19 protein-coding genes are annotated in these 22706 nt (G+C 64.3%); 9 read left to right on the top strand and 10 right to left on the bottom strand.

The features are described 5' to 3' along the window. Window positions 1–7 precede the first annotated feature (7 nt). Genes AC1RUK_RS07785 through AC1RUK_RS07775 form a run of 3 tightly spaced genes read left to right on the top strand, consistent with a single transcriptional unit; the run spans window position 8 to window position 3871 of the window. Window positions 8–301 (top strand): sarcosine oxidase subunit delta, encoded by a 294-nt coding sequence (locus tag AC1RUK_RS07785; protein ID WP_120012855.1) that lies wholly within the window; start codon window positions 8–10, stop codon window positions 299–301. Then, on the top strand, window positions 298–3291 hold the full coding sequence (locus AC1RUK_RS07780) for a sarcosine oxidase subunit alpha (protein WP_481836083.1): 2994 nt from the start codon (window positions 298–300) through the stop codon (window positions 3289–3291). Before AC1RUK_RS07785 ends, AC1RUK_RS07780 begins: the two co-directional genes overlap by 4 nt. Next, window positions 3284–3871: a sarcosine oxidase subunit gamma gene (locus tag AC1RUK_RS07775; RefSeq protein WP_481836084.1), complete on the top strand. Its 588-nt coding sequence runs from the start codon at window positions 3284–3286 to the stop codon at window positions 3869–3871. Before AC1RUK_RS07780 ends, AC1RUK_RS07775 begins: the two co-directional genes overlap by 8 nt. A 111-nt stretch (window positions 3872–3982) precedes the next feature. Here the strand turns inward: AC1RUK_RS07775 and AC1RUK_RS07770 are convergent, their stop codons facing one another. Both AC1RUK_RS07770 and AC1RUK_RS07765 read right to left on the bottom strand, forming a co-directional pair. Continuing rightward, window positions 3983–4819 carry an arylamine N-acetyltransferase family protein gene (locus tag AC1RUK_RS07770; protein ID WP_481836085.1) on the bottom strand — a complete coding sequence of 279 codons (837 nt, stop codon included), beginning with the start codon at window positions 4817–4819 and terminating at the stop codon, window positions 3983–3985. A 69-nt stretch (window positions 4820–4888) separates the two neighbouring features. Further along, the gene (locus AC1RUK_RS07765) at window positions 4889–5590 is read right to left on the bottom strand and encodes a nitroreductase (RefSeq protein WP_481836086.1); all 702 of its coding nucleotides are present in this window, start codon (window positions 5588–5590) and stop codon (window positions 4889–4891) included. A 240-nt stretch (window positions 5591–5830) separates the two neighbouring features. Between AC1RUK_RS07765 and AC1RUK_RS07760 the strand changes: the two genes are divergently transcribed. The 6 genes from AC1RUK_RS07760 (at window position 5831) to AC1RUK_RS07735 (ending at window position 14715) form a co-directional block, all read left to right on the top strand. Continuing rightward, window positions 5831–6418, top strand: coding sequence for a helix-turn-helix domain-containing protein (locus tag AC1RUK_RS07760; RefSeq protein ID WP_481836087.1), 588 nt, complete (start codon window positions 5831–5833; stop codon window positions 6416–6418). Between the two features lie 21 nt (window positions 6419–6439). After that, entirely contained in the window at window positions 6440–8893 is a 2454-nt protein-coding gene (locus AC1RUK_RS07755; protein ID WP_481836088.1) for a GcvT family protein, read from the top strand. Continuing rightward, window positions 8890–9789, top strand: coding sequence for a homocysteine S-methyltransferase family protein (locus AC1RUK_RS07750; protein WP_481836089.1), 900 nt, complete (start codon window positions 8890–8892; stop codon window positions 9787–9789). Before AC1RUK_RS07755 ends, AC1RUK_RS07750 begins: the two co-directional genes overlap by 4 nt. Beyond that, on the top strand, window positions 9789–10970 hold the full coding sequence (locus AC1RUK_RS07745; RefSeq protein ID WP_481836090.1) for a pyridoxal phosphate-dependent aminotransferase: 1182 nt from the start codon (window positions 9789–9791) through the stop codon (window positions 10968–10970). The genes AC1RUK_RS07750 and AC1RUK_RS07745 overlap by 1 nt, the downstream gene beginning before the upstream one ends. Then, a complete protein-coding gene (locus AC1RUK_RS07740; protein ID WP_481836091.1) occupies window positions 10967–13417 on the top strand; it encodes a GcvT family protein in 2451 nt (816 codons plus the stop codon). The genes AC1RUK_RS07745 and AC1RUK_RS07740 overlap by 4 nt, the downstream gene beginning before the upstream one ends. A gap of 155 nt (window positions 13418–13572) precedes the next feature. Then, complete coding sequence (locus tag AC1RUK_RS07735; protein WP_481836092.1) at window positions 13573–14715, top strand: NAD(P)/FAD-dependent oxidoreductase; 1143 nt, start codon at window positions 13573–13575, stop codon at window positions 14713–14715. A 146-nt stretch (window positions 14716–14861) separates the two neighbouring features. Here the strand turns inward: AC1RUK_RS07735 and AC1RUK_RS07730 are convergent. The 8 genes from AC1RUK_RS07730 to AC1RUK_RS07695 form a co-directional block, all read right to left on the bottom strand. Continuing rightward, window positions 14862–15810 (bottom strand): IS630 family transposase gene (locus tag AC1RUK_RS07730; RefSeq protein WP_436173611.1). Its coding sequence is split into 2 segments (ribosomal slippage): window positions 14862–15473 and window positions 15475–15810, totalling 948 coding nucleotides; the frame shifts between segments, so codons are not numbered across the junction. A gap of 87 nt (window positions 15811–15897) precedes the next feature. Then, a complete protein-coding gene (locus AC1RUK_RS07725; protein WP_481836093.1) occupies window positions 15898–16485 on the bottom strand; it encodes an NAD(P)H-dependent oxidoreductase in 588 nt (195 codons plus the stop codon). After that, on the bottom strand, window positions 16485–17066 hold the full coding sequence (locus tag AC1RUK_RS07720; RefSeq protein ID WP_481836094.1) for an NAD(P)H-dependent oxidoreductase: 582 nt from the start codon (window positions 17064–17066) through the stop codon (window positions 16485–16487). Before AC1RUK_RS07720 ends, AC1RUK_RS07725 begins: the two co-directional genes overlap by 1 nt. Then, window positions 17066–18466 (bottom strand): FAD-binding oxidoreductase, encoded by a 1401-nt coding sequence (locus AC1RUK_RS07715; RefSeq protein ID WP_481836095.1) that lies wholly within the window; start codon window positions 18464–18466, stop codon window positions 17066–17068. Before AC1RUK_RS07715 ends, AC1RUK_RS07720 begins: the two co-directional genes overlap by 1 nt. Continuing rightward, on the bottom strand, window positions 18463–19764 hold the full coding sequence (locus tag AC1RUK_RS07710; protein ID WP_481836096.1) for a cytosine deaminase: 1302 nt from the start codon (window positions 19762–19764) through the stop codon (window positions 18463–18465). The genes AC1RUK_RS07715 and AC1RUK_RS07710 overlap by 4 nt, the downstream gene beginning before the upstream one ends. Window positions 19765–19797: 33 nt before the next feature. Further along, on the bottom strand, window positions 19798–20649 hold the full coding sequence (locus tag AC1RUK_RS07705; protein ID WP_481836097.1) for an ABC transporter permease: 852 nt from the start codon (window positions 20647–20649) through the stop codon (window positions 19798–19800). Further along, on the bottom strand, window positions 20636–21466 hold the full coding sequence (locus AC1RUK_RS07700; protein WP_481836098.1) for an ABC transporter ATP-binding protein: 831 nt from the start codon (window positions 21464–21466) through the stop codon (window positions 20636–20638). Before AC1RUK_RS07700 ends, AC1RUK_RS07705 begins: the two co-directional genes overlap by 14 nt. Window positions 21467–21468: 2 nt before the next feature. Continuing rightward, a complete protein-coding gene (locus tag AC1RUK_RS07695) occupies window positions 21469–22473 on the bottom strand; it encodes an ABC transporter substrate-binding protein (protein WP_481836099.1) in 1005 nt (334 codons plus the stop codon). Between the last annotated feature and the right edge of the window lie 233 nt (window positions 22474–22706).

The raw sequence follows: 22706 nt of genomic DNA, 5'->3' as shown, positions 1-22706 counted from the left end.
AAATAAGATGCTGATCACTTGCCCCTATTGCGGCCCGCGCGACGTCATCGAATTCACCTATCAGGGCGACGGCAACCGCCAGCGCCCGCAGCCTGCCTCGCAGGATCTCGACGCCTGGAACGCCTATGTCTACGACCGGCTGAACCCGGCCGGCGACCACAACGAAATCTGGCAGCACTCCGGCGGCTGCCGCGCCCATCTCAGGGTCGTGCGCAACACGCTGACGCATGAAATCTCGAGCAGCGGCTTCGCGCGTGGCGACCACAAGGCCGCCCGGCACAAGCTGGAGGCCAAGTCGTGAGCCCGCGCCGTACCGAAACCGGCGGCCGTGTCGACCGGCTGCGCACCATCCGCTTCACCTTCGACGGCGCGCCCTACACCGGCTATGCCGGCGACACGCTGGCCTCGGCGCTGCTCGCCAATGGCGTCACGCTGTTCGGGCGCTCGTTCAAATATCATCGCCCGCGCGGCGTACTGACTGCCGGCGTCGAGGAGCCGAACGCGCTGGTGACGGTGCTGCGCGGCGAGGTTCGCGAACCGAACATCGCCGCGACCATGGTCGAGATCTATGACGGGCTGGTAGCCGTCAGCCAGAACCGCTTCCCGTCGCTTGCCTGGGACGTCAACGCCATCAACCAGCTCGGCGGCAAGATCCTGTCGGCCGGCTTCTACTACAAGACCTTCATGGGTCCGGTGATCGGCCCGCTGAAAGGCACCCGCTTCTGGATGTTCTGCGAGCACTTCATCCGCCGCGCCGCCGGCCTCGGCAAGGCCGGCGTCACTGCCGACACATCGCGCTACGAGCGCATGAACGCCTTCTGCGACGTGCTGGTGGTCGGCTCCGGCCCGGCCGGGCTGATGGCCGCCAGGGCGGCGGCCGATCAAGGCCAGCGCGTCATCCTCTGCGAGCTGGAGCCGAATTTCGGCGGCTCGGCCAACTGGTCCGGCGAGACCATCGACGGCATGCAGGCGGCCGACTGGGCGGCGCGCGCCATCGGCCAGCTCGAAGGCCATGACAATATCCGTCTGCTGCCGCGCACCACAGTCTGGGGCTACTATGACGGCAACACGCTGGCAGCGCTGGAGCGGGTCACCGACCACAAGGAAGCCCCGGCCAGGGGCGAGCCGCGTCATCGCTACTGGACGATCCGTGCCAAATCGGTGGTGCTGGCCACCGGCTCCTTCGAGCGGCCGCTGGTGTTTCCCGGCAACGACCGGCCGGGTGTCATGCTGGCGCATGCCGCCGAACGCTACGCCAACGAGTATGGCGTCCTGCCCGGCGACAGGATCGCGCTGTTCACCAACAATGACAGCGCCTATCGCTCGGCGCTGGCGCTGAAGACGGCGGGCGCTGCGATCGTCGCCATCATCGACGTCCGCCAGGACCTGGCGAGCGAGATGCGCAAGCTGGCCACCGAGGCCGAAGCCGAGATCCTGTCCGGTCACGCCGTGGTCGCCACAGAAGGCGGCAAGGCGCTATCCGGTCTCAAGGTGCAGCGTTTCGACATGGTGAGCGGCGCGCTGACCGGCGATGCGCGCAGCATCCATGCCGACTGCCTGCTGATGTCGGGCGGCTGGTCGCCGACCATCCACCTCGCCAGCCAGGCCGGCGCCAAGGCAGAGTGGGACGCCGAGCGCCAGGCCTTCCTGCCGCCGAAGCCGACGCAGAAATGGGTCGGCGCGGGCGCCTTCACCGGCAGCTTCTCGACCGCCGAGGCTATTGCCGAGGGCCGCACCGCCGGGCTTTCCGCCGCCGGAGCAACGGGCGCGCCAGCAGCCTTGCCGGTCGTGGAAGCCGCCCCCGGCGATCCCGATCCGGCGCCGGTGTTCGAGATCAAGGCCAAGGGCAAAAGCTTCGTCGATTTCCAGCACGACGTGACGGCCGAAGATGTGCGGCTCGCGCATCGCGAAGGCTTCGTCTCGGTCGAGCACCTGAAGCGCTACACCACGCTCGGCATGGCGACCGACCAGGGCAAAAGCTCCAACGTGCCGGGCCTCGCCATCATGGCCGAGGCGCTCGGCAAGCCGATCCCCGAAGTTGGCACCACGCGCTTTCGTCCGCCCTACTCCGCGGTGTCGATTGGCTCTCTTGCTGCCGAACGCTTCGGCGACCTCAAGCCCGAGCGCCTGACGCCGATGCATGACTGGCACATCGCCAATGGCGCGACCATGTATTCGGCCGGCCTCTGGTACCGCCCGATGATCTACGGCCTTGCCGGCGAGACGATCGAGCAGGCCTATGTGCGTGAAGCCAAGGCGACCCGCGACAGCGCCGGCATCGTCGACGTCTCGACGCTGGGCAAGATCGCCGTGCAAGGGCCGGACGCCGCCGAGTTCCTCGACCGCGTCTACACCAACATGTTCTCGACGCTCGCCGTCGGCAAGGCCCGCTACGGACTGATGCTGCGCGAGGACGGGTTGGCCTTCGACGACGGCACCACCTGGCGGCTCGGCGAGCAGGATTTCCTGATGACCACCACCACGGCCAATGCCGGCAAGGTGATGCAGCATCTGGAATATTTCCTCGATGTCATCTGGCCGGAGCTGAAGGTCACAGTCACCTCGGTCACCGACGAATGGGCGGGCGCTGCCATCGGCGGCCCGAACGCGCGGGCGATCCTTGCCGCTTGCGTCAAGGGGACCGCAGTCGACAACGCCACCTTGCCCTTCATGGGCATCGTACGCGGCGAGATAGCGGGCGTGCCCGTCATGATCTGCCGGCTCTCCTTCTCCGGCGAAATGGCCTTCGAGGTCTATTCCGGCGCCGGCTACGGCACCCATGTCTGGGAAGCCTTGATCGAGGCCGGCAAGCCGTTCGGGCTAGTCACCTACGGGCTCGAGGCGCTGGGCACGATGCGCATCGAGAAAGGCCATGTCACCGGCGCCGAGATCGACGGCCGCACCACGGCGCGCGACCTGCATCTCGACTGGATGCTGTCCAAGAAAAAGCCTTTCATCGGCTCGGCGATGATGGACCGCGAGGGTCTGATCGCCCCCGACCGGCTGCAGTTGGTCGGCCTGGTTTCGCTCGACAACCGGCCGCTCAACGGCGGCGCGCATATCGTCGAGGAACTGGACGAAGCCAATCCGCACAGCTCCATCGGCCATATCACCGCCTGCTGCTATTCGCCGGCGCTCGGCAAGCACATCGCGCTGGCGCTGGTCAGCGGCGGCAAGGCACGGCACGGCACACGCGCCTTTGTCTCCGATCCGCTGCGCAACCGGTTCGGGCCGATCGAGATCGTCTCCAACCACTTCTACGATCCAGACGGGAGCCGCATGCATGGTTGAGCGCCAATCACCGCTTGAGCCGGAGCTGCAAGCCGGCTCGCACGGCAATTTCGAGCATGGCGTCGAAATCATCCTGACCGAGACCAGACCCGGCTCGATCCTGCAGCTTGCCGCATGGCCGGGCGAGGAGAAGCATCTGATGGCGGGCATCCGCACCGTCACCGGCCTTGCCCTGCCCGACGGCGCCGGTGGCGGCGTCACCGATGGCGTCAAGGCTGTGTTCGGCTTCGCGCCGGGAAAGTTTACCGTGGTCGACGAGGCCGAAGGGCTGGCGGCGGCTTTTGCCAGTGTCGTCACGCCGGCCATCGGCACCGTGACCGACCTGTCGCATGGCCGCAGTGCCATCCGCATCGCCGGCCCGAAGGCGGAATGGGTGCTGGCGAAATTCTTCGCCATCGACTTCGCCCTGCCGGCCTTCCCGATCGGCGCCGGCCGATCGACCACCCATCACGACGTGTTTGCCCAGATCCAGCGCACCGGCGCCGACCAGTTCGACATCTATGTGTTCCGCTCCTTCGCCCGCTCGTTCTGGAAGGCGCTCTGCCATGCCAGCGAAGAAGTCGGCTACGAAGTGCAGTAGTCCGCAAACGGTTGGCCCTACAGACCGGCGATCTGCCGCCTGAGTGCCCGGCTGACGCCGCAGGACGGCGCCTATGTCAGCGGCCATGGGTCGCCGCTCACCAGCGAATAGTCACATGCCAGTGAGGTCGATCTGATCGACCGGCCTGTCGCCGAAAAGCAAGTCATGACGCGCAACGACTTTGGGCCAAAGCAGCCCAACGTCCACATCACGAATTCCGAACATTCGGTCGAGAATGTCGGCGAATTCGTCTTGCGAGTCCACCAGCCTCTTCGTGGACCCTTCAATCGACTTGATCCGCAGAACGCGGCCGGTAAGGCAGGTTACCGTTTCAAGAGCCATGATCTGGCAGGCAAGATTTTGCACAAAAATTGATTCAGGCGCTTCTTGCAACGCAGCGCATTTTGATGCGAGCAAAGCCTCGTCCGCGAGCTCATCCCTGAAATCGAAGGTCGGCGGGTAACCGAAGGAATGGCTGTGAAATCGCCAATAGCCGTCAGTCAATTTTGCCAGTCTGAACGCCAATGCGCCTTGCCGATGCGTTCCGGCCATCAAGGGTATCGGCTCGCGAATACCATCCCCCAGCCCTTGATCGACAAGATAGAGCTGGTCGAGCCGGACCAGCAGGATCAGATGGTTTCCCAGGGCGGCGTCCCCGCGCTGGTCCCTCAGAACACCAGCCGAGACCCGCATGACATCGAACCCTATCTCCGACAGCACCCATCCGAGCAAGGCATTGAGCTCATAGCACCATCCGCCCCTTCTTCTGCCGACGACTTTTTCGAAGATTTTTTCAAGATCCTGATCGAGGGAGACGCCGAGTTGCACGTCGATATTTTCGTAGGGAACGCTCAGGGCTTGGCGAAGATGAATCTGCCGCAGACATTCCAGCGTCGGCTCGACGGGACCTTGATAGCCAATGCGATCCAGATAGGCCTGCAGATGCATTGTGGTTTCCCTCGGGCAATACAGGTCCAGTAGCATGGGCGGCGCAACGACCGCCATCGGCCGGTCCTATCATCTGAACGTCACCCACTCTTCCAGCGGCACGCGGTCGGTGCGGAATTCGTTTTCGGGCTTGGACGTGTCCTCATGGCCGAGCGCCATGCCGCAGACGACGATCTCTTCGTCGGGAATGTTGAGCACCGGCCTGATCTGCCGGTGATAGGGCGCGAACGCCGCCTGCGGACAGGTGTGCAGGCCCCTGCCTCGCGCCGCCACCATGATGTTCTGCAGGAACATGCCGTAGTCGATCCAGGAGCCCTGGTTCAGCCGCCGGTCGATGGTGAAGATCATGCCGACCGGCGCGTCGAAGAAGACGAAGTTGCGGTCGTGCTGGGCGCGCATCCTGTCGACCTCGCGCCGGCCGATGCCGAGCGCCCCGTAGAGGCCGAAACCGTTGGCGCGCCGACGGGTGAGATAGGGTTCAAAGAACTGGGTCGGATAATAGCGGTACTCGTCCCACTCGGCCTTCTCGGCGCGGATGCCCGAGTTGAGGATGGCGTCGGTTATGCGCTGCTTGATCTCGCCCTTGGTCACATAGACCCGCCAGGGCTGCATGTTGGTGCCCGAAGGCGCGCGGGCGGCCACCGCGAGAACGGCGCGGATGGTCTCGTCGTCGACCATGTCGGGCAGGAAGGCGCGAACCGAGCGGCGCGACGTGATCGCCTCGTCTACGATCGCCGCGTCCTCGGCAATCCGAGCGTTGTTTTCCAGCATGGGCCGTCCCTTGACGCATGGCCTTGGAAACCGGGACCGGCTTCCGGATAGGACCCATGCGCGAATTCCAAATACCTGGTCCTCGACCGGACGTCCCCACCCGCCGTTCGTGGCCGAGCCTTTGCATGAACCGTCAAAACGGCGCAAGCAAATCTTGTGGTCTTGTGAAAATCTCCTTGATTTTTTCATGGAGCTGACCTCTGATGAAATTTGTCTGGGATTTTTCATCGAGAGAATGGCTTGGCCTCAATCGCCGTCAGATCGGAGCAGGAGAGCAGCGAACGGCTGCTGGCCAGCGATATCCGCGCGCTGCGCAAGGCGCGCGGGCTGACGCTGGCCGAGATCGGCCTCAGGCTCAGCCGTTCCGTCGGCTGGGTCAGCCAGGTCGAGCGCGGCCTGTCGGTCCCTTCGCTCGGTGACCTCAGGGCTTTCGCCGACCTGTTCGGCGTGCCGGTCAGCCTGTTCTTCAGCCACGACGTGCCGATCGAAAAGGAGCGCGGCGTGGTCGTGCGCGCCGGCAACCGCCGCAGGCTTGGCACAAGCGATTCCGGACTGGTGGAGGAGCTTCTGTCACCCGATCTCGGCGGTAGCTTCGAGATGCTGCGTTCGGTCTTCGCACCGGGTGCGGAATTGAAGACCGAGGCGCGTCGGCCGACGGAGGAAGCCGGCTATGTCGCCTCCGGCACCTTCGACATCGAAATATCGGGCGTCTGGCACCGTCTTGCCGAGGGCGACTCCTTTCGCTTCGACGGCAAGCCGTTCCGCTGGCGCAATCCCGGCGCCGAGCCGGCAGTGGTCATCTGGGTGGTTTCGCCACCTGTTTATTGAGTGAATGTTTGGGAGAGCAACATGGCCGGTTTGCCGACCACGGCACGCGTGGTGATCATCGGGGGCGGTGTCGTCGGCACCTCTTCGCTCTATCACCTCGCCAAGGCGGGCTGGACCGACTGCGTACTGCTGGAAAAGAACGAGCTGACCTCCGGCTCGACCTGGCATGCCGCCGGCAACGTGCCGACCTTCTCCTCGTCATGGTCGCTGATGAACATGCAGCGCTATTCGACCGAGCTCTATCGCGGGTTGGCCGACGCGGTCGACTATCCCATGAACTACCACGTCACCGGCTCGCTCAGGCTCGCCCATACCAAGGAGCGCATGCAGGAGTTCCAGCGCGCCAAAGGCATGGGCCGCTACCAGGGCATGGAGATCGACGTGGTCGGCCTCGACGAGATCAAGCGCCGCTACCCGTTCATCGAAACGCATGAACTGAAGGGCGCGCTCTACGACCCGAGCGATGGCGACATCGATCCGGCGCAGTTGACCCAGGCGCTGGCCAAGGGCGCGCGCGACATGGGCGCCAAAATCATCCGCTTCTGCCCGGTCACCGGCGTGCGCCGGGAGAACGATGAATGGGTGGTTCAAACCGCGCAGGGCGAGATCCGCTGCGAGATCGTCGTCAACGCCGCCGGCTACCGTGCCGCCGAGGTCGGAAAAATGTTCGGCCGCGAAGTGCCGATGATGGTGATGAGCCATCAGTATATATTGTTCGAGGAGATCCCCGAGCTCGCCGCCTGGTCGAAGGAGCAAGGCAAGAAACTGCCGCTGCTGCGCGACGTCGACACCTCCTACTATTTGCGCCAGGAAAAGACCGGCATGAATCTCGGCCCCTATGAGCGCAATTGCCGCGCGCATTGGGCGACCCACAACGATCCGATGCCGGAGGATTTTTCCTTCCAATTGTTCCCCGACGACCTCGACCGTCTCGAGCACTACCTCGCTGACGCCGTGGTCCGCGTGCCGATCCTCGGCACCGCCGGCCTGTCCAAGGTCATCAACGGACCGATCCCCTACGCGCCGGACGGCAACCCGCTGATCGGTCCGATGCCCGGCGTGCCCAACGCCTTCGAGGCCTGCGTCTTCACCTTCGGCATCGCGCAGGGCGGCGGCGCCGGCAAGGTGCTGGCCGAATGGGTGACGCAAGGCCAGACGGAATGGGACATGTGGTCCTGCGACCCGCGCCGCTTCACCTCCTTTGCCGCCGCACCCGACTATTGCGTCGCCAAGGGCATGGAGATCTACGGCAACGAATACGCCATCCAGTTCCCGCGCCGTGCCTGGCCGGCCGGGCGCGACCGCAAGCTGTCGCCGCTGCATGATCGCATCAAGGCACTTGGCGGCTGCTTCGACGCCTACAATGGCTGGGAGCGCGCGACGTGGTATGCGCAAGCTGGCGACGACGTCTCGGAAGAATCGACGCTCACCTTCCGTCGCGACGGACCCTGGCAGCACCGCGTACGCGAAGAGTGCCTGGCGGTGCGTGACGCCGCCGGCATTTTGGACCTGCCGGGCTTCTCGCGCTTTAACCTCGAAGGTCCGGGTGCCGCCGATTGGCTGAGCCTCCAGGTCACCGGCCTGGTGCCGAAGCCCGGCCGTATCGGCCTCGTCTATTTCTCAGACGACAAGGGCCGCATCGTCACCGAAATGTCGGTCGTCCGCCACGGCGAGGACCAGATGACGCTGATCACAGCGGCGGTGGCGCAATGGCATGATTTCGAGTGGCTGAAGTCGCGCATGCCCAAGGATGCGTCATTCAAGCTGATCGACCGGACCGAGGAATATTCGACGCAGATCCTCGCCGGTCCCAACTCGCGCAACATCCTGGCCGAGGTCTGCGCCGCCGACCTTTCGCTCCCTTGGCTCACCCATCAGGAGATCAGCATCGCCGGCCGCTGGGCGAAGCTGGTGCGCGTGTCGTTCGCCGGCGAGCTTGGCTGGGAGATCCACACCAAAGTCGGCGACACCGCCGCTGTCTTCGACGCCGTCTGGACCGCAGGCCACAAGCATGGCCTGAAACCGTTCGGCATGTACGCGCTGGATTCGCTCAGGCTGGAAAAGGGCTACCGCGCCTGGAAGGGCGATCTGTCGACCGACTATTCGATCCTGCAGGGCGGGCTGGAGCGTTTCGTCAAATGGGAAAAGTCCGACTTCCGCGGCAAGGCAGCACTCCTGAACGAGAAGCAGCAGGGCGTAAAAAAACGCTTTGTCACGCTGGTCGTCGAGAACCCCGGCGATTGCGACGCGCCCTACATGTCGACGCTCTGGCATGACGGCCAGATCGTCGGCGAGACCACATCCGGTGGCTGGGGCCATCGCATCGACAAGTCGATTGCGCTCGGCATGCTGCGCGCCGACCTGACCGAGCCCGGCACCGCTGTCGAGGTCGAGATCTTCGGCGACCGCTTCAAGGCCGTCGTGCAGAAGGACGAACCGCTGTGGGATGCGAAGAACGAAAGGCTGCGCGCATGAAAAAAGTCATCCTCACCGATGGCGGCATGGGCCAGGAACTGGTCCGCCGCAGCAAGTCCGAGCCGACGCCGCTGTGGTCGGCCAGGGTGCTGATCGACGAGCCGGATCTGGTGCGCGACCTGCATGCGGAATTCATCCGTGCCGGCGCCCGCGTCATCACCATCAACACCTATTCGGCGACACCGGAGCGGCTCGCGCGGGAAGGAGCACAAGACCTGTTCAAGCCGCTGCAAAGGCGCGGCATCGAGCTGGCAAGGCAGGCTTGCGAGCAAGCCGGAGAGGCAACCATCGCCGGCTGCCTGTCGCCATTGTTCGGCAGCTATGCGCCGGCACTGACCATCTCCTACCAGGAGACGCTCGACACCTATCGCCGCATCGTCGCTGAGCAGGCCGACGGCGTCGATCTCTTCCTGTGCGAAACCATGGCCTCGGCGGACGAGGCGCGCGCCGCCGTCACCGCGGCATCCGAAAGCGGCAAGCCCGTCTGGGTGTCGTGGACGCTCGCCGATCACGGCGCCCCGCGCCTGCGCAGTGGCGAAGCGATCGCGGCAGCATCGGACGCGCTCGACGGTCTGCCGCTCGCCGCACGGCTGATCAATTGCTGCCGGCCCGAAGCCGTCAGCGCCGCGCTGCCCGAATTGATCGCGCTCGGCGGCCCGGTCGGTGCCTATGCCAACGGTTTCACCTCGGTCGAGGCGCTGAAGCATGGCGGCACGGTCGAGGTGCTGCATGCGCGCCACGACCTCGATCCGGCGGCCTATGCCGAGCAGGTGATCGGCTGGGTCGAGGCCGGCGCCCAAATCGTCGGCGGCTGCTGCGAAGTCGGGCCGGCCCACATCGGCGCCTTGCGCGACCGGCTCGAACAGGCCGGCTACCAGATCTCGGGAGTTGCATAATGCCCAGACCATCATCGCGCATTACCGGCATCGTGCCTTCGGGCAAGGACGGCTGGGAGGTTCACTTCGCCGCCTGGACACGCAAGGCCGCCGGCGAGGACATCATCATGCTGTCGGTCGGCGACCATGACTTCGATACGCCGGACCAGACCATCGAAGCCTGCGTGACCGCGGTTCGCGGCAGCAATCACCACTACACGCCGCTTCCCGGCCTGCCGCGCCTGCGCAAGGCGATGGCAGTGGCCTCGACAGCTTGCACGGGCGTAGCCACAAGTCCCGACCAGGTCATCGCCACGCCGGGCGGGCAGGCAGCGCTCTATGCCGCCGTGCAGGCCGTGCTCGACAAGGGCGACCATGCCATCGTGGTCGCCCCCTACTACGCCACCTATCCCAACACCTTCAGCGCGGCCGGCGCCGACTTCACCGTCGTCGAGACGCCAGCCGAGGATGGTTTCCAGCCGCACGCCGCCGACATTCGCGCGGCAGTCCGGCCGAACACGCGCGCCATCCTCATCAACACGCCGAACAACCCGACGGGCGCGGTCTATTCGCGCCAGCACCTCGAAGAGCTGGCGCAAATATGCCGGGAACATGATCTCTGGCTGCTGTCGGACGAGGTCTACTGGACGCTGGTCGGCGGCGAGCATATCTCGCCGCGCTCGCTGCCCGGCATGGCCGAACGCACGCTGGTCATCAACTCGATGTCCAAGAGCCACGGCATGACCGGCTGGCGCATGGGCTGGCTGACCGGGCCGGAGACGATGATCTCGCTGCTGGTCAACCTCAATCTGGTGACCACCTATGGCCTGCCGGCCTTCATCAGCATCGCTTGCGCCGAGGCGCTGGAAAACGGCTATGGCGTCAAGGAGATCGCCGAACGCTATGCCGCGCGGCGCACCGTCCTGCTCGATGCCGTGCGCGGCATGAACAACGTCACCGTGCGCGGCTCTGCAGGTGGCATGTTTGTCATGCTCGACATATCAGCGCTCGAGCCGGACGACGAAAAATTTGCCTGGGCCTTCCTCGACAAGGAAAAGGTCGGCGTGATGCCGGGTTCAAGCTTCGGCGAGGCCGCCGCCGGCCACATCCGCGTCAGCCTCTGCCAGCCCAAGGCGGTACTGGAGGAAGCAGCCCTTCGCTTGCGCCGTTTCGCATCCAGCTATCGCCGCGAGGCCGCATGAGCGCCAAGACCATTCCGGCCAAGGCAAGGGCTGTCATCATCGGCGGCGGCGTCTCCGGCTGTTCGGTCGCCTACCATCTGGCCAAGCTCGGCTGGACCGACATCGTGCTGCTGGAGCGCAAGCAGCTGACATCGGGCACGACCTGGCATGCCGCCGGCCTGATCGGCCAGTTGCGCGGTTCGCAGAACATGACCCGGCTGGCGAAATACTCGGCCGACCTCTACGTCAAGCTGGAAGCCGAGACCGAAGTCGGCACCGGCATGCGCCAGGTCGGCTCGATCACCGTCGCGCTGACCGAGGAGCGCAAGCACGAGATCTACCGGCAGGCGTCTCTCGCCCGCGCCTTCGATGTCGACGTGCGCGAGATTTCGCCTAACGAAGTCAAAGAGATGTACCCGCATCTGAACATTTCGGATGTCGTCGGCGCCGTGCACCTGCCGCTCGATGGCCAATGCGACCCGGCCAACATCGCCATGGCGCTGGCCAAAGGCGCGCGTCAGCGCGGCGCGACCATCATCGAGAATGTGAAGGTCACCAAGGTCCACACCAAAAATGGTCGCGTCACCGGCGTGTCCTGGGCGCAGGGCGAAGAGCAAGGCACGATCGATACCGACATCGTCGTCAACTGCGCCGGCATGTGGGCGCGCGAACTCGGGGCGCAGAACGGCGTCACCATCCCGCTGCACGCCTGCGAGCATTTTTATCTGGTCACCGAACCAATTCCGGGCCTCTCCCGCCTTCCGGTGCTGCGCGTGCCCGATGAATGCGCTTACTACAAGGAGGACGCTGGCAAGATGATGCTCGGCGCTTTCGAGCCGGTGGCAAAACCCTGGGGCATGGATGGCATCCGCGAGGATTTCTGCTTCGACCAGTTGCCCGAGGACATGGAGCATTTCGAGCCGATCCTCGAAATGGGCGTCAACCGAATGCCGATGCTGGCGACCGCCGGCATCCATACCTTCTTCAACGGTCCCGAGAGTTTTACGCCTGACGACCGCTATTATCTCGGCGAGGCGCCGGAACTGTCCGGCTACTGGATGGCGACCGGCTACAATTCGATCGGCATTGTTTCGTCGGGCGGCGCCGGCATGGCGCTGGCGCAGTGGATCAACGATGGCGAGGCGCCTTTCGACCTCTGGGAAGTCGACATCCGCCGCGCCCAGCCGTTCCAGAAGAACCGCCGCTACCTGAAGGAACGCGTCTCCGAAACGCTCGGCCTGCTCTATGCCGACCATTTCCCCTACCGGCAGATGGCGACGTCGCGCGGCGTTCGCCGCTCGCCCTTGCATGAACAGTTGAAGGAGCGTGGCGCCGTGTTCGGCGAGGTTGCCGGCTGGGAGCGTGCCAACTGGTTCGCCCGCGAGGGACAGGAGCGCGAATACCGCTATTCCTGGAAGCGGCAGAACTGGTTCGACAACCAGCGCGAGGAGCATCTGGCGGTCAGGAACGGCGTCGGCCTGTTCGACATGACCTCGTTCGGCAAGATCCGCGTCGAGGGCCGCGATGCCTGCGCCTTCCTGCAGAGGCTTTGCGCCAACGACATGGACGTCGCGCCGGGCAGGATCGTGTACACGCAGATGCTCAACCAGCGCGGCGGCATCGAGAGCGACCTCACCGTCTCGCGCTTGTCGGAAACCGCCTACTTCCTCGTCGTGCCGGGTGCTACGCTGCAGCGCGACCTCGCCTGGCTGCGCAGGCATCTTGCGGATGAATTCGTCGTCATCACCGACGTCACCGCTGCCGAAGCCGTGCTCTGCCTGATGGGCCCGGACGCACGGAAACTGATTCAGAAGGTGAGCCCGAACGATTTCTCCAACGCGACCAATCCGTTCGGGACGTTTCAGGAGATCGAGATCGGCATGGGCCTGGCCCGCGCCCACCGCGTTACCTATGTCGGCGAACTTGGCTGGGAGCTCTATGTCTCGACCGATCAGGCCGCGCACGTCTTCGAGGCGATCGCCGAGGCCGGCGCAGACGTCGGGCTGAAACTCTGCGGCCTGCATACGCTGGACTCTTGCCGCATGGAAAAGGCTTTCCGCCATTTCGGCCACGACATCACCGACGAGGACAATGTGCTGGAAGCCGGTCTCGGCTTCGCCGTGAAGACGGCCAAGGGCGATTTTCTTGGCCGCGACGCAGTGCTGAAGAAGAAGGAAAGTGGATTGAACCGACGCCTTGTCCAGTTCCGGCTGAAAGACCCGCAACCCTTGCTCTTCCACAATGAGGCGATCCTGCGCGACGGCAAGATCGTCGGCCCGATCACCTCGGGCAATTACGGGCATCATCTCGGTGGCGCCGTGGGGTTGGGCTACGTGCCCTGCAAGGGCGAGAGCGAGGCGGACGTGCTGGCCTCGTCCTACGAGATCGAGATCGCCGGCGAACGCTTCGCCGCCGAAGCCGCGCTGAAGCCGATGTACGACCCGAGGGCGGAACGGGTGCGGATGTAGCCGCGCTGGCTGGCTACGCCCCCACGCCGATCGAAATGTTCCTTACCTTTGCCGAGGAGACTGCTACGCTGCGGCACTGGCCCCAACCGGCATCGCATAAGGCTGGGCGGCCACAAGACCGCGCTTCGCATGCGACGACACAATGAGAGGGGAAAATGAACACAGCAAGCAAGCCGCGCGTCCTTGTCCTTGGGGCGGGCTTCGGCGGCCTCGAACTCACCACCCTGTTGTCCGAGACTTTCGGTGCGGACATCGACGTGACCTTGATCGACAAGAGCGACGCCTTCGTCTTCGGCTTTTCCAAGCTCGACGTCATGTTCGGCCACAAGACGGCGGACGCGGTGCGCATGCCGTACCGCGACTTCGTGAAACCGGGCGTGCGCCTGCTCAGGCAGACGGTCACCACCATCGATGCCGAAAGGCGACGGGTCACCACCGATGGCGGCGTCCATGAGGCCGATTTCCTGATCGTGGCTCTCGGCGCCGACTATGATTTCGACGCCACGCCGGGGCTGGCGGGCGCCAACGAATTCTATACGGTCGCCGGCGCCGAGCGCCTGCGCGACGTGCTGCCCAGCTTCACCAGCGGAAAGGCCCTGGTCGGGGTTTGCGGCGCGCCGTACAAGTGCCCGCCGGCACCAAGCGAATGCGCCCTTATGTTGCACGACTATCTGGTCAATCGCGGTGTTCGTGGTGCCTGCGAGATCAGCTTCGTGCTGCCGCTGCCGAGCCCGGTGCCACCCTCGCCCGAAACCTCCCGTGCGCTGGTGGCGGCCTTCGTCGAGCGCAATATCGGCTTCATCCCGGGCCGCCGTGTCGCCTCGATCGACAATGCCAGGAAGGTCGCCATTCTCGACGACGGGGTGGAGATGCAATTCGACCTGTTCCTCGGCGTCCCCAGGCATCGCGTGCCCGACGTCGTGATCGACAGCGGCATGGCCGAGAACGGCTGGATCCCGGTCAATCCGCGGACATTGGAAACCCGATATGCCGGCGTCTACGCCGTTGGCGACGGCGCCAACACCGGCACGCCGAAGGCCGGTGTGTTCGCCGAAGGGGCCGCGCGCGCCGTGGCCAGCGACTTGATCGCCAGGCTGCGCAATATCGGCAGCGGAACGCAATATGATGGTTTCGGCACCTGCTACATCGAGTTCGGCGGCGGACGCATCGGCAAGGTCGAGGTGGATTTCTTCTCCGGCCCAAAGCCGACCGGAACCTACCACGAGCCGTCGGTTGCCTTGCGCGCGGACAAGGAGGTTTTTGGATCGAGCCGCCGCGCCCGCTGGTTCGGGATGTGAGGTTCGAAGGTCCACAGCCGATACGGCAAGGAGCCTAGAGCAATTCCAGGAAACGTGTGAAACGGTTTTCCGTCCGGAATTGCGTCAAAACAAAGAGATAGAGCGGTTCTGCGTTTCCATGAAACGATGAACCGCTCTAGACTCCTTCATGTTTTGACGGAAGCGTATCCAGCGTTGTTGAAGTAGTTTGCGCATTCGTCTGGCTTGATTGTTCCGACGAGGGTGCCGAGATGGCGCCAGGTGTCTTCGATAGTTCGCTTCTGGGCGTGGCGCATCCAATGTTTGATCTTGGCGAAGGTCTGCTCGATCGGGTTGAGATCGGGTGAATAGGGCGGCAGGAACCAGAGCCTTGCGCCGGCGGCCTTGATGGCGTGACGGATGGCTGCAGATTTATGGCTGCCCAGATTGTCCATGATCACGATGTCGCCTGGCCGCAGGGTCGGGAGCAGTTGCTGACGGACATAAGCGCGGAAGCATTCACCGTTGATCGGGCCGTCGAAGACGCATGGCGCGGTGAGTTCGTCGCAGCGCAATGCGCCCAGGAAGGTCAGGGTTCGCCAATGGCCATGTGGGGCAAAGCCGCGCAGGCGCTGTCCCCTTGGCCCCCAGCCGCGAAGTGGGGCCATGTTGGTCTTGATCCACGTCTCGTCGATGAAGACCAGACGCGCCGGATCGAGGCGACCCTGCCACGACCTCCAGCGCTGGCGGCGACGAGCGATGTCGGCTCGGGCCTGCTCAAGAGCGAACAGCGTTTTTTTTGAAGCTCAGGCCCTCGCGCCTCAAGAACACCCAGACCGCGTTGTGCGAGACCATCACCCCGCGTGCGGCCAACTCATCCTTCAGCCGATGCAGCGTCAGATCAGAGGTCTGGTTGATCCGCTCCACGATGAAGGCCCGATGCGGCTCCAGAATACGCTTGCGGTGTCCACCCATCTTGCCCGGCGCAACCGAGCCGGTGGCACGGTAACGCTGCGACCACTTCACCACCGAGGACACTGCGACGCCAAAACGCGACGCCACCACACGGCAGCTCTCGCCGGTGCCGACGGCTTCAACAACACGCTCACGAAGATCGTTCGAAAGGGCTCGTGTCATCAGACGCTGGCCTCCGTCCAGCCAGCATCTTGAATCACAAACCAGCTGCTTTGGGAATCCTACGATTCTCTCAAGAAATGAAACGCTCTAGAACCGCTCCAGCTTCCGCCGCACCTTGTCCAGAAATGCCGCCCTGGTCGCCGGCGTCGAGGAATCCATGAGGTAGTGCGCCAGGAAGAACGTGCGGCAGCGCGTGGCGCACAGCGCCCGCATGCCGCGCAGGATGGTCTTGCGACCCGGCTGGCCGACGACGACGCTCCACCAGGTCGGCGCGCCGCAGGTGGTGATGACGCCGACCCTGGTCACATGGGTCATCAGCGACTTGATCCGCCCCTTTCCCGCCGGCAGCTTGAAGGCGACGTCGGTCGCCCACACCCGGTCGAGCCAGCCCTTCAGCATCGCCGGCAACCCGTACCACCAGGTCGGATAGACGAACAGGATCGCCTGCGCCCAGCCAAGATGATCGAAATGCGGCTTGAGCGCCGGATCCTGCGGCGCGCGCTCATTGTAGAAGCGCCGCTCGTCGCAGCCCATCACCGGATTGAAATCCTCGGCATAGAGGTCGAGGAGCCGCACCTCCCAGCCCCTCGCCTTCAGCACCTCGACAGCACAGTCGCGGATCGAGGCGCAGAAGCTTTCGGGCACCGGATGGCAATAGACCACCAGCACGCGCATCAGAACGCGTCCATGTTGGCGCCGACCTTGGCAATGAATGCCCGGCGCGTTTCGTCGGTCGACAGGTTCATCGAATAATGCGCGAGATAGGAAACGGAGGCACCGGGCTTGATCGTCGCGCGCAGTATGCGGCTGACCAGCTTGCGCGGCGGATCGCCCATCAGCATGGCGCGAAACCGGCTGCCACCATAGGTGGTGACGGCGGCCAGCTTGCGTATGTTGTGCAGCGACGGCTGCACCTTGCCGTCGACCAGCCTGAGCGACACGCCGGGCAGGAAGACGCGGTCGAAAAAACCTTTCAGCATTGCCGGAAAGCCGAAGTTCCAGACCGGATAGGACAATACCAGCGCCTCGGCGCGCAGCAGGCGCTCGACATAGAAGGCGGCAGCGTCGCCCTCGCCGCGCTGGTCGTGATAGCCGAGCCGCTCGGCCCGCGTCAGCCGCGGGTCGAAATCCTCGGCATAGAGATCGCAATCGTCGACGGCATGGCCGGCCGCCTTCAGCCGCTCCACGATCGTCCGGTGCAGGCCGGCATTGAAGCTGGTCTCGACGGGATGCGCGTAGAGGACCAGGATCTTCATCAGCCCGCCTTTTGCAGTCCCTTGAACAGGAACGACTTGCCCGAGCGGTAGTCATAATCAGGATTTTCCCAGGCGATCATCTTGCCGGGGTTGAGCAGGCCTTGCGGATCGGTCTCGCGCTTGAAGGCAAGCTGCACCTCGTCGGTCTGCTTCATGCCGCCCTCTTCCAGCGTGTAGCGGTGCGGATTGAAGATCCAGCAGCCATTGTCTTCATGGATGCGGATGATCTCGTCCAGCCGCTCGGCCGTGGTGAAGCGGACCAGCGGCAGGCCGGCCGCGCCGATCGCACCATCGAAGCGAATGAATTCCAGATGCGCCGGCACCTCGTCACCGAAGCGATCGACCATCGCCTTGACGTGGGCGAGATGATCCGGCGACGGATAGCGTGCCTGCAGGTAGGTGATCGTCGGATCGACCCTGATTGCGCGTAGCGTCGTGTGGTTCCAGGTCAATTCATAGGCCGGCGGCAGTCCCTTGAGGTCCGCCTCCTTGTCGGCCCGAAAGACGATCTCGCCCTTGCTGCTCCTGACGAAGGCGACAAAGGCATCCATCGCATGCGGCGCGATCATGCACACAACGATGCTCTGCTCGCGCCGGAAGTATTTTTGGTGCCGCTTGAAATAATCGTAAGGGATGGGCGCGGCGATCGGCGTGATCAGCTTCGCCAAGATGCCGTCCTGGATGGCGAGGTCGTTGCCGAAGCCGGCCGCGTCCATAAAATCGTCGAAACCGACGATGACATCGATCCAGTCATAGCTTGCCGTCAGCGGCATCTCGACTTCGGTGATGATGCCGTTGGTGCCATAGGCGTGCATGACCTTCAGCACGTCCTCGCCGGTGAGGTCCATGACGCGCGGCTCTGCCTCCATCGTCACCGTCCTGAGCCGGATGACGTTGCCGAGATCGCGCAACCCGCCCCAGCGGATCGAGCCAACGCCGCCCGAACCGCCGGCGACGAAGCCGCCGATCGAGGCAGTGTTGTAGGTCGACGGCGACATGCGCAGCTCCTGTGCGGAATGCACCCGTGTCGCCTTGTCTATCTCGGCCAGCACCGCGCCAGGCCCAGTCACGACGCGACCCGGCGCGATCGCCTTGACCGCGTTCATCTCGGCGAGGTTGAGCACCACGCCGCCGGACAGCGGCATCGCCTGCCCGTAATTGCCGGTGCCGCTGCCGCGCGGCGTCACCGGAACGCCATGCCGGTGGCAGGCTGTCAGCACGCGGATCACGTCGTCTTCGGTCTTCGGTGACACGATCAGGTCGCCGGTGACATGGTCGAGCTGCTGTTTCAGCACCGGGCTGTACCAGTAGAAGTCGCGGCTCTTCTGCTGGACGATCGCCGGATGGTCGTCGATCTTCAGCCCGTCGAGATCGCGCTTCAGCGCCGCAATATCCATCATCCCACCATCAATTCGTCGAGTTCGGCATAGTCGGGCAGCTTGCGGTCGATCGCCTTGCCATCGCGCACCACGATGCGATCCGATTCCGGCCGCGACAGCAATTCGGTCCAGCTTCGCCCCTTGAAGACGATGAAGTCGGCATTGCCACCGGCGGCAAGCGTCCCAAAACCGTCGAGCCGCATCACCTTGGCCGGTGTCGCCGCCACCGCTTGCGGCCAATCGCCGACCGGGTGATCGAAATGCAGGATGCGCGTCGCCATGCGGTAGACCTCGAGCATGTCGAGATCGCCATAGGCATAGAACGGATCGCGGGTGTTGTCGGAGGCCACCGCCACCGGAATGCCGCGCGCCTTCATCTCGTGCAGGAGCGTCACGCCGCGCCAGCGCGGCGTCGTGTTGTCGCCACGCCGGTCCTGCAGATAGAGATTGCACATCGGCAGCGACACCACCGCCAAGCCGGCCTTCGCCACCTTGTCCAGCGTGTCGAGTACAGCAAGATCCGGCTGGCGCGCCAGCGAACAGCAATGGCCGACCAGGATGTTGCCCTCAAAACCGTTCCAGAGCGCCGCCTCAGCGATCTTCTTCAGCGAGATCGCCGCGACATCGTTGGTCTCGTCGGCATGGAAATCGAGGTCGAGCCCATGCTTGATCGCCTCGGCGAACACCTTGTCGAGAAGCTCCTCGAGATCGGGCACCATGTAGGTGACGACGCCGAGCACGCCCTTGGCCGCGGCGACGCGTTTCGCCAGTCTCTCGAACCATTTTGTCTCGCGCACGCCTTCGATGCCGAGCAGGCAGGCCGCCTGCAATTCGATGCGGCCGCGCCATCTCTCGCGCATCGCCTCGAACACCGGCCAGGAGATCTCCTCCTGCGGCGCGACGCTGTCGAGATGGGTGCGCAACGCCTTGGTGCCGTGCGCGTAGGCGCAGCGCAGCGAGAAATCCATGCGGCGCGCCACATCCTCGGCGCTCCAGCGCGCAGCGCGGTCGGCGCCGGTGGCATTGAGCGCGCCCATGAAGGTGCCGTCGGGATTGGGTTTGCGGGGCCAGATATGGCCCTTGTCGATATGGGTGTGGCAGTCGACGAAACACGGCAGCACGATACGGCCGCCAAGGTCGATGGCATCAGCCGGCGTCTTCGATCGGCTGGCAGCCGCGATGGACGAAATTCGTCCTTCGGCGACGGCGAGGTTGGCAAGGGCAAATCCGTCGCTATCGAAGGCCGCGGCCAAGCCCGGCGCCAGCGATGCATGGAGCCGGACGTTGGTGAGATGATAGGAGCCGGTGTCCGGGATCAAATTCCACCCTCCTGGGCGACACGAGCAACCACCCTATCGCTCCTGCTTCAGCGCGCTCTCATGCCAGCGCCGCAAAATGAGATGCGACACCAGCGACAGCACCAGGAAGATCAGTATGCCGGTCAGCGAAATCAAAATAAGCGCCGCGAACAGGCGCGGCGCGTTGAGCCGGTAGCCGGCCTCGATGATACGCGAGGCAAGCCCGGACGACTGCCCCTGCGCGCCGGCGACGAACTCGGCCACCACGGCGCCGATCAACGACAGGCCGCCGGCGATCTTCAGCCCGCCGAGGAAATAAGGCATTGCCGCCGGCAGCCTGAGATAGCGCAATTGCTGCCAGCGGGTCGCCCCGTTGAGCTTGAACATGTCACGCAGATTGCGGTCGACGGAGTTGAGGCCGAGCGTGGTGTTGGACAGGATCGGGAAGAAGGCGACGATCCAGGCGCAGAGCAGAAGTTTCACAGTCTGGTTGTCGACATAGATGTTGATCAGCGGGAAGATCGCCACGATCGGCGTCACCTGCAGCACGATGGCGAACGGGAAGAACGACATCTCCACCCATTTCGATTGAGCGAACAGCACCGCCAGCCCGACCCCGCCGATCACGGCGAGAAGCAGGCTGAGGAAGGTGATCCTGAGCGTCACCAGCAGCGAGGAGAACAGCAGCCCGGCATCGTCATAGAGCGTCTGCAGCACGACGCCAGGACGCGGCAGGATGTATTTCGGAATCTCGTTCCAGACGCAGACGCGATCCCACAGCCAGATCGCCAGGATCATGATCGCCAGCGGCAGCACCCAGCGGCCGATCCGCTCGAGCTGCTCCTGGCGCACGCGGCGCGCCTCTTCGGGGTCGAGCTTCAGTACGCTGTCGTCAATGGCCGTCATGATGCGGTCCAGCGGTCGAGTTGATGGCGCCCACCAGCACGTCGGATGCCTGGCGACAGAGCGCGGCATAGTCGGGCGAGGTGCGAAACGCTTCGTCGCGCGGATAGGGCGCATCGACGGCAAGTTCGGCAAAAACCCGGCCCGGCCGCGCCGCCATCACGACCACCCGATTTGACAGGAACACGCTCTCGAAGACGCTGTGGGTGACGAAGACGACCGTGAAGCGCTCGCCCTGCCACAATTCCAGGAGATCGTTGTTGAGCTTGAAGCGGGTGATCTCGTCCAGGGCCGCGAACGGCTCGTCCATCAAGAGGATGCGCGGCTTGGTCACCAGGGCGCGGGCGATCGAGACGCGCATCTTCATGCCGCCGGACAGTTCGCGCGGCACGGCGTACTCGAAACCGGTAAGATGGACGCGCGCCAGCATCTCCATCACCGCCGGCGCCGCCTTGGCCCGCGATACGCCTTTCAGCCTGAGCGGCAGCCAGATGTTGTCGAAGACATTGGCCCAGGGCAGCAGCGTCGGCTCCTGGAAGACGAAGCCGATATTCGTGCGATCGCCGCCAGTGCGGCCGCGCCAGTCGAGCACGCCCGAGGTCGGCGTCGACAGGCCGGCGATCAGCCGCAGCGCTGTCGACTTGCCGCAGCCCGACGGCCCGAGAAGGCTGAGGAAATCGCCTTCGCGGATCGCGAGTTCGACGTCGCTCAGCGCCGTCACGCCGTTGGAAAAGACCTTGCCGACATTGCGCAAAGCCAGCAGCATCGGGCCTTCACCCGATGCCACCATAGGCGCCTGCGCCACTGTCTCCAGCTTCACGATTACTTCTTCAGGTCCAGCCCGACACCCTTGTTGATGAAGGCGAGCGTATAGGCCTTCTTGATGTCGATACCGGGCTGCGCCACCTTGGCCTTGACCATCTTGTCGTAGAAGCTCTGGATGCGCGCTTCGGTCATGGCGCCGATGCCGAGCTTTTCCGTGTCGCCGGAATCGACCACGCCGAATTTTTTCAGCTGCTCGATCGAGAAGGCGATCTGCTCATCCGTCATGTCCGGATTGTCTTTCTTGATCATGTCGTTGGCGGCCTTGTTGTCGCCGTAGAGGTAGTTGTACCAGCCCTTGGCCGAGCCATCGACGAAGCACTGGACGACCTCCGGCCGCTTGTCGATCGTGTCCTGCATGACCTCGACTGTCGTCGCGTAGGTGTCCCAGCCATAGTCGGCGAGCAGGAACTGGTTCGGCACAAAGCCGCCCTGCTTCTGCACGGCGAACGGCTCGGAGGTGACATAGCCCTGCTGGATCGACTTCTTGTTGGCGATGAACGGCGCCGGGTTGAAGGTATAGGGCACGCGCTTGGCGGCATCGAAGCCGAGCTCGGTGACCATCCACTGGAAGAAGGTCTGCGCGCCCTCGTCGCCGAGGATGTACTGCTCGGCGTTCTTCAGTTCTTCCCACTTGTCCAGCCCCTGCCCCGGCTGGGACATGATGACCTGTGGATCCTTCTGGAAGTCGGCGGCCACCACGCGCATGGGAATGCCCTGCTGCACGGCGTCGAAGGCCGACAGCAAATTGCCGCCCATGTAGAAATCGAGCTTGCCGGCGAGCAGCAACGGCCGCCCGCTGACCTGCGGACCGCCCTGCGAGATGGTGACGTCGAGGCCGCAAGCGGCATAGGTGCCGTCGGCCACCGCCTGGTAGTAGCCGCCATGCTCGGGCTCGGCCAGCCAGTTGGTGCCGAAAGTGACTTTCTCGTTCGCCGCAGCACCAAGCGTGCTGGCGGCAAGCAGGACGATTGCGCCCGCCGTGATCTTCTCTTTTCCGTACATCGACACCACCCTCTGTTTGCTCCGGCGCGCCGCGCGCCGGGCTCGACACCATTGATTCAAGAAGCAAGACACATGCCACCGCCGGGGGCCGTCCGCTTGCGCAGCAACCGTGCGCCAAGCCATGACGGGTCATGCTGTATGGGAGGCATCGTGCCTATTTTTTGAACGCCTGTCCACAATCGCCCCAATGCCATGCACGGCATCTTGAAGGGGTGTGCGTTCCGGCCTTAGGC

The sequence above is a fragment of the Mesorhizobium monacense genome (assembly GCF_056781675.1).
This window is presented reverse-complemented; position numbering and strand designations above follow the sequence as displayed.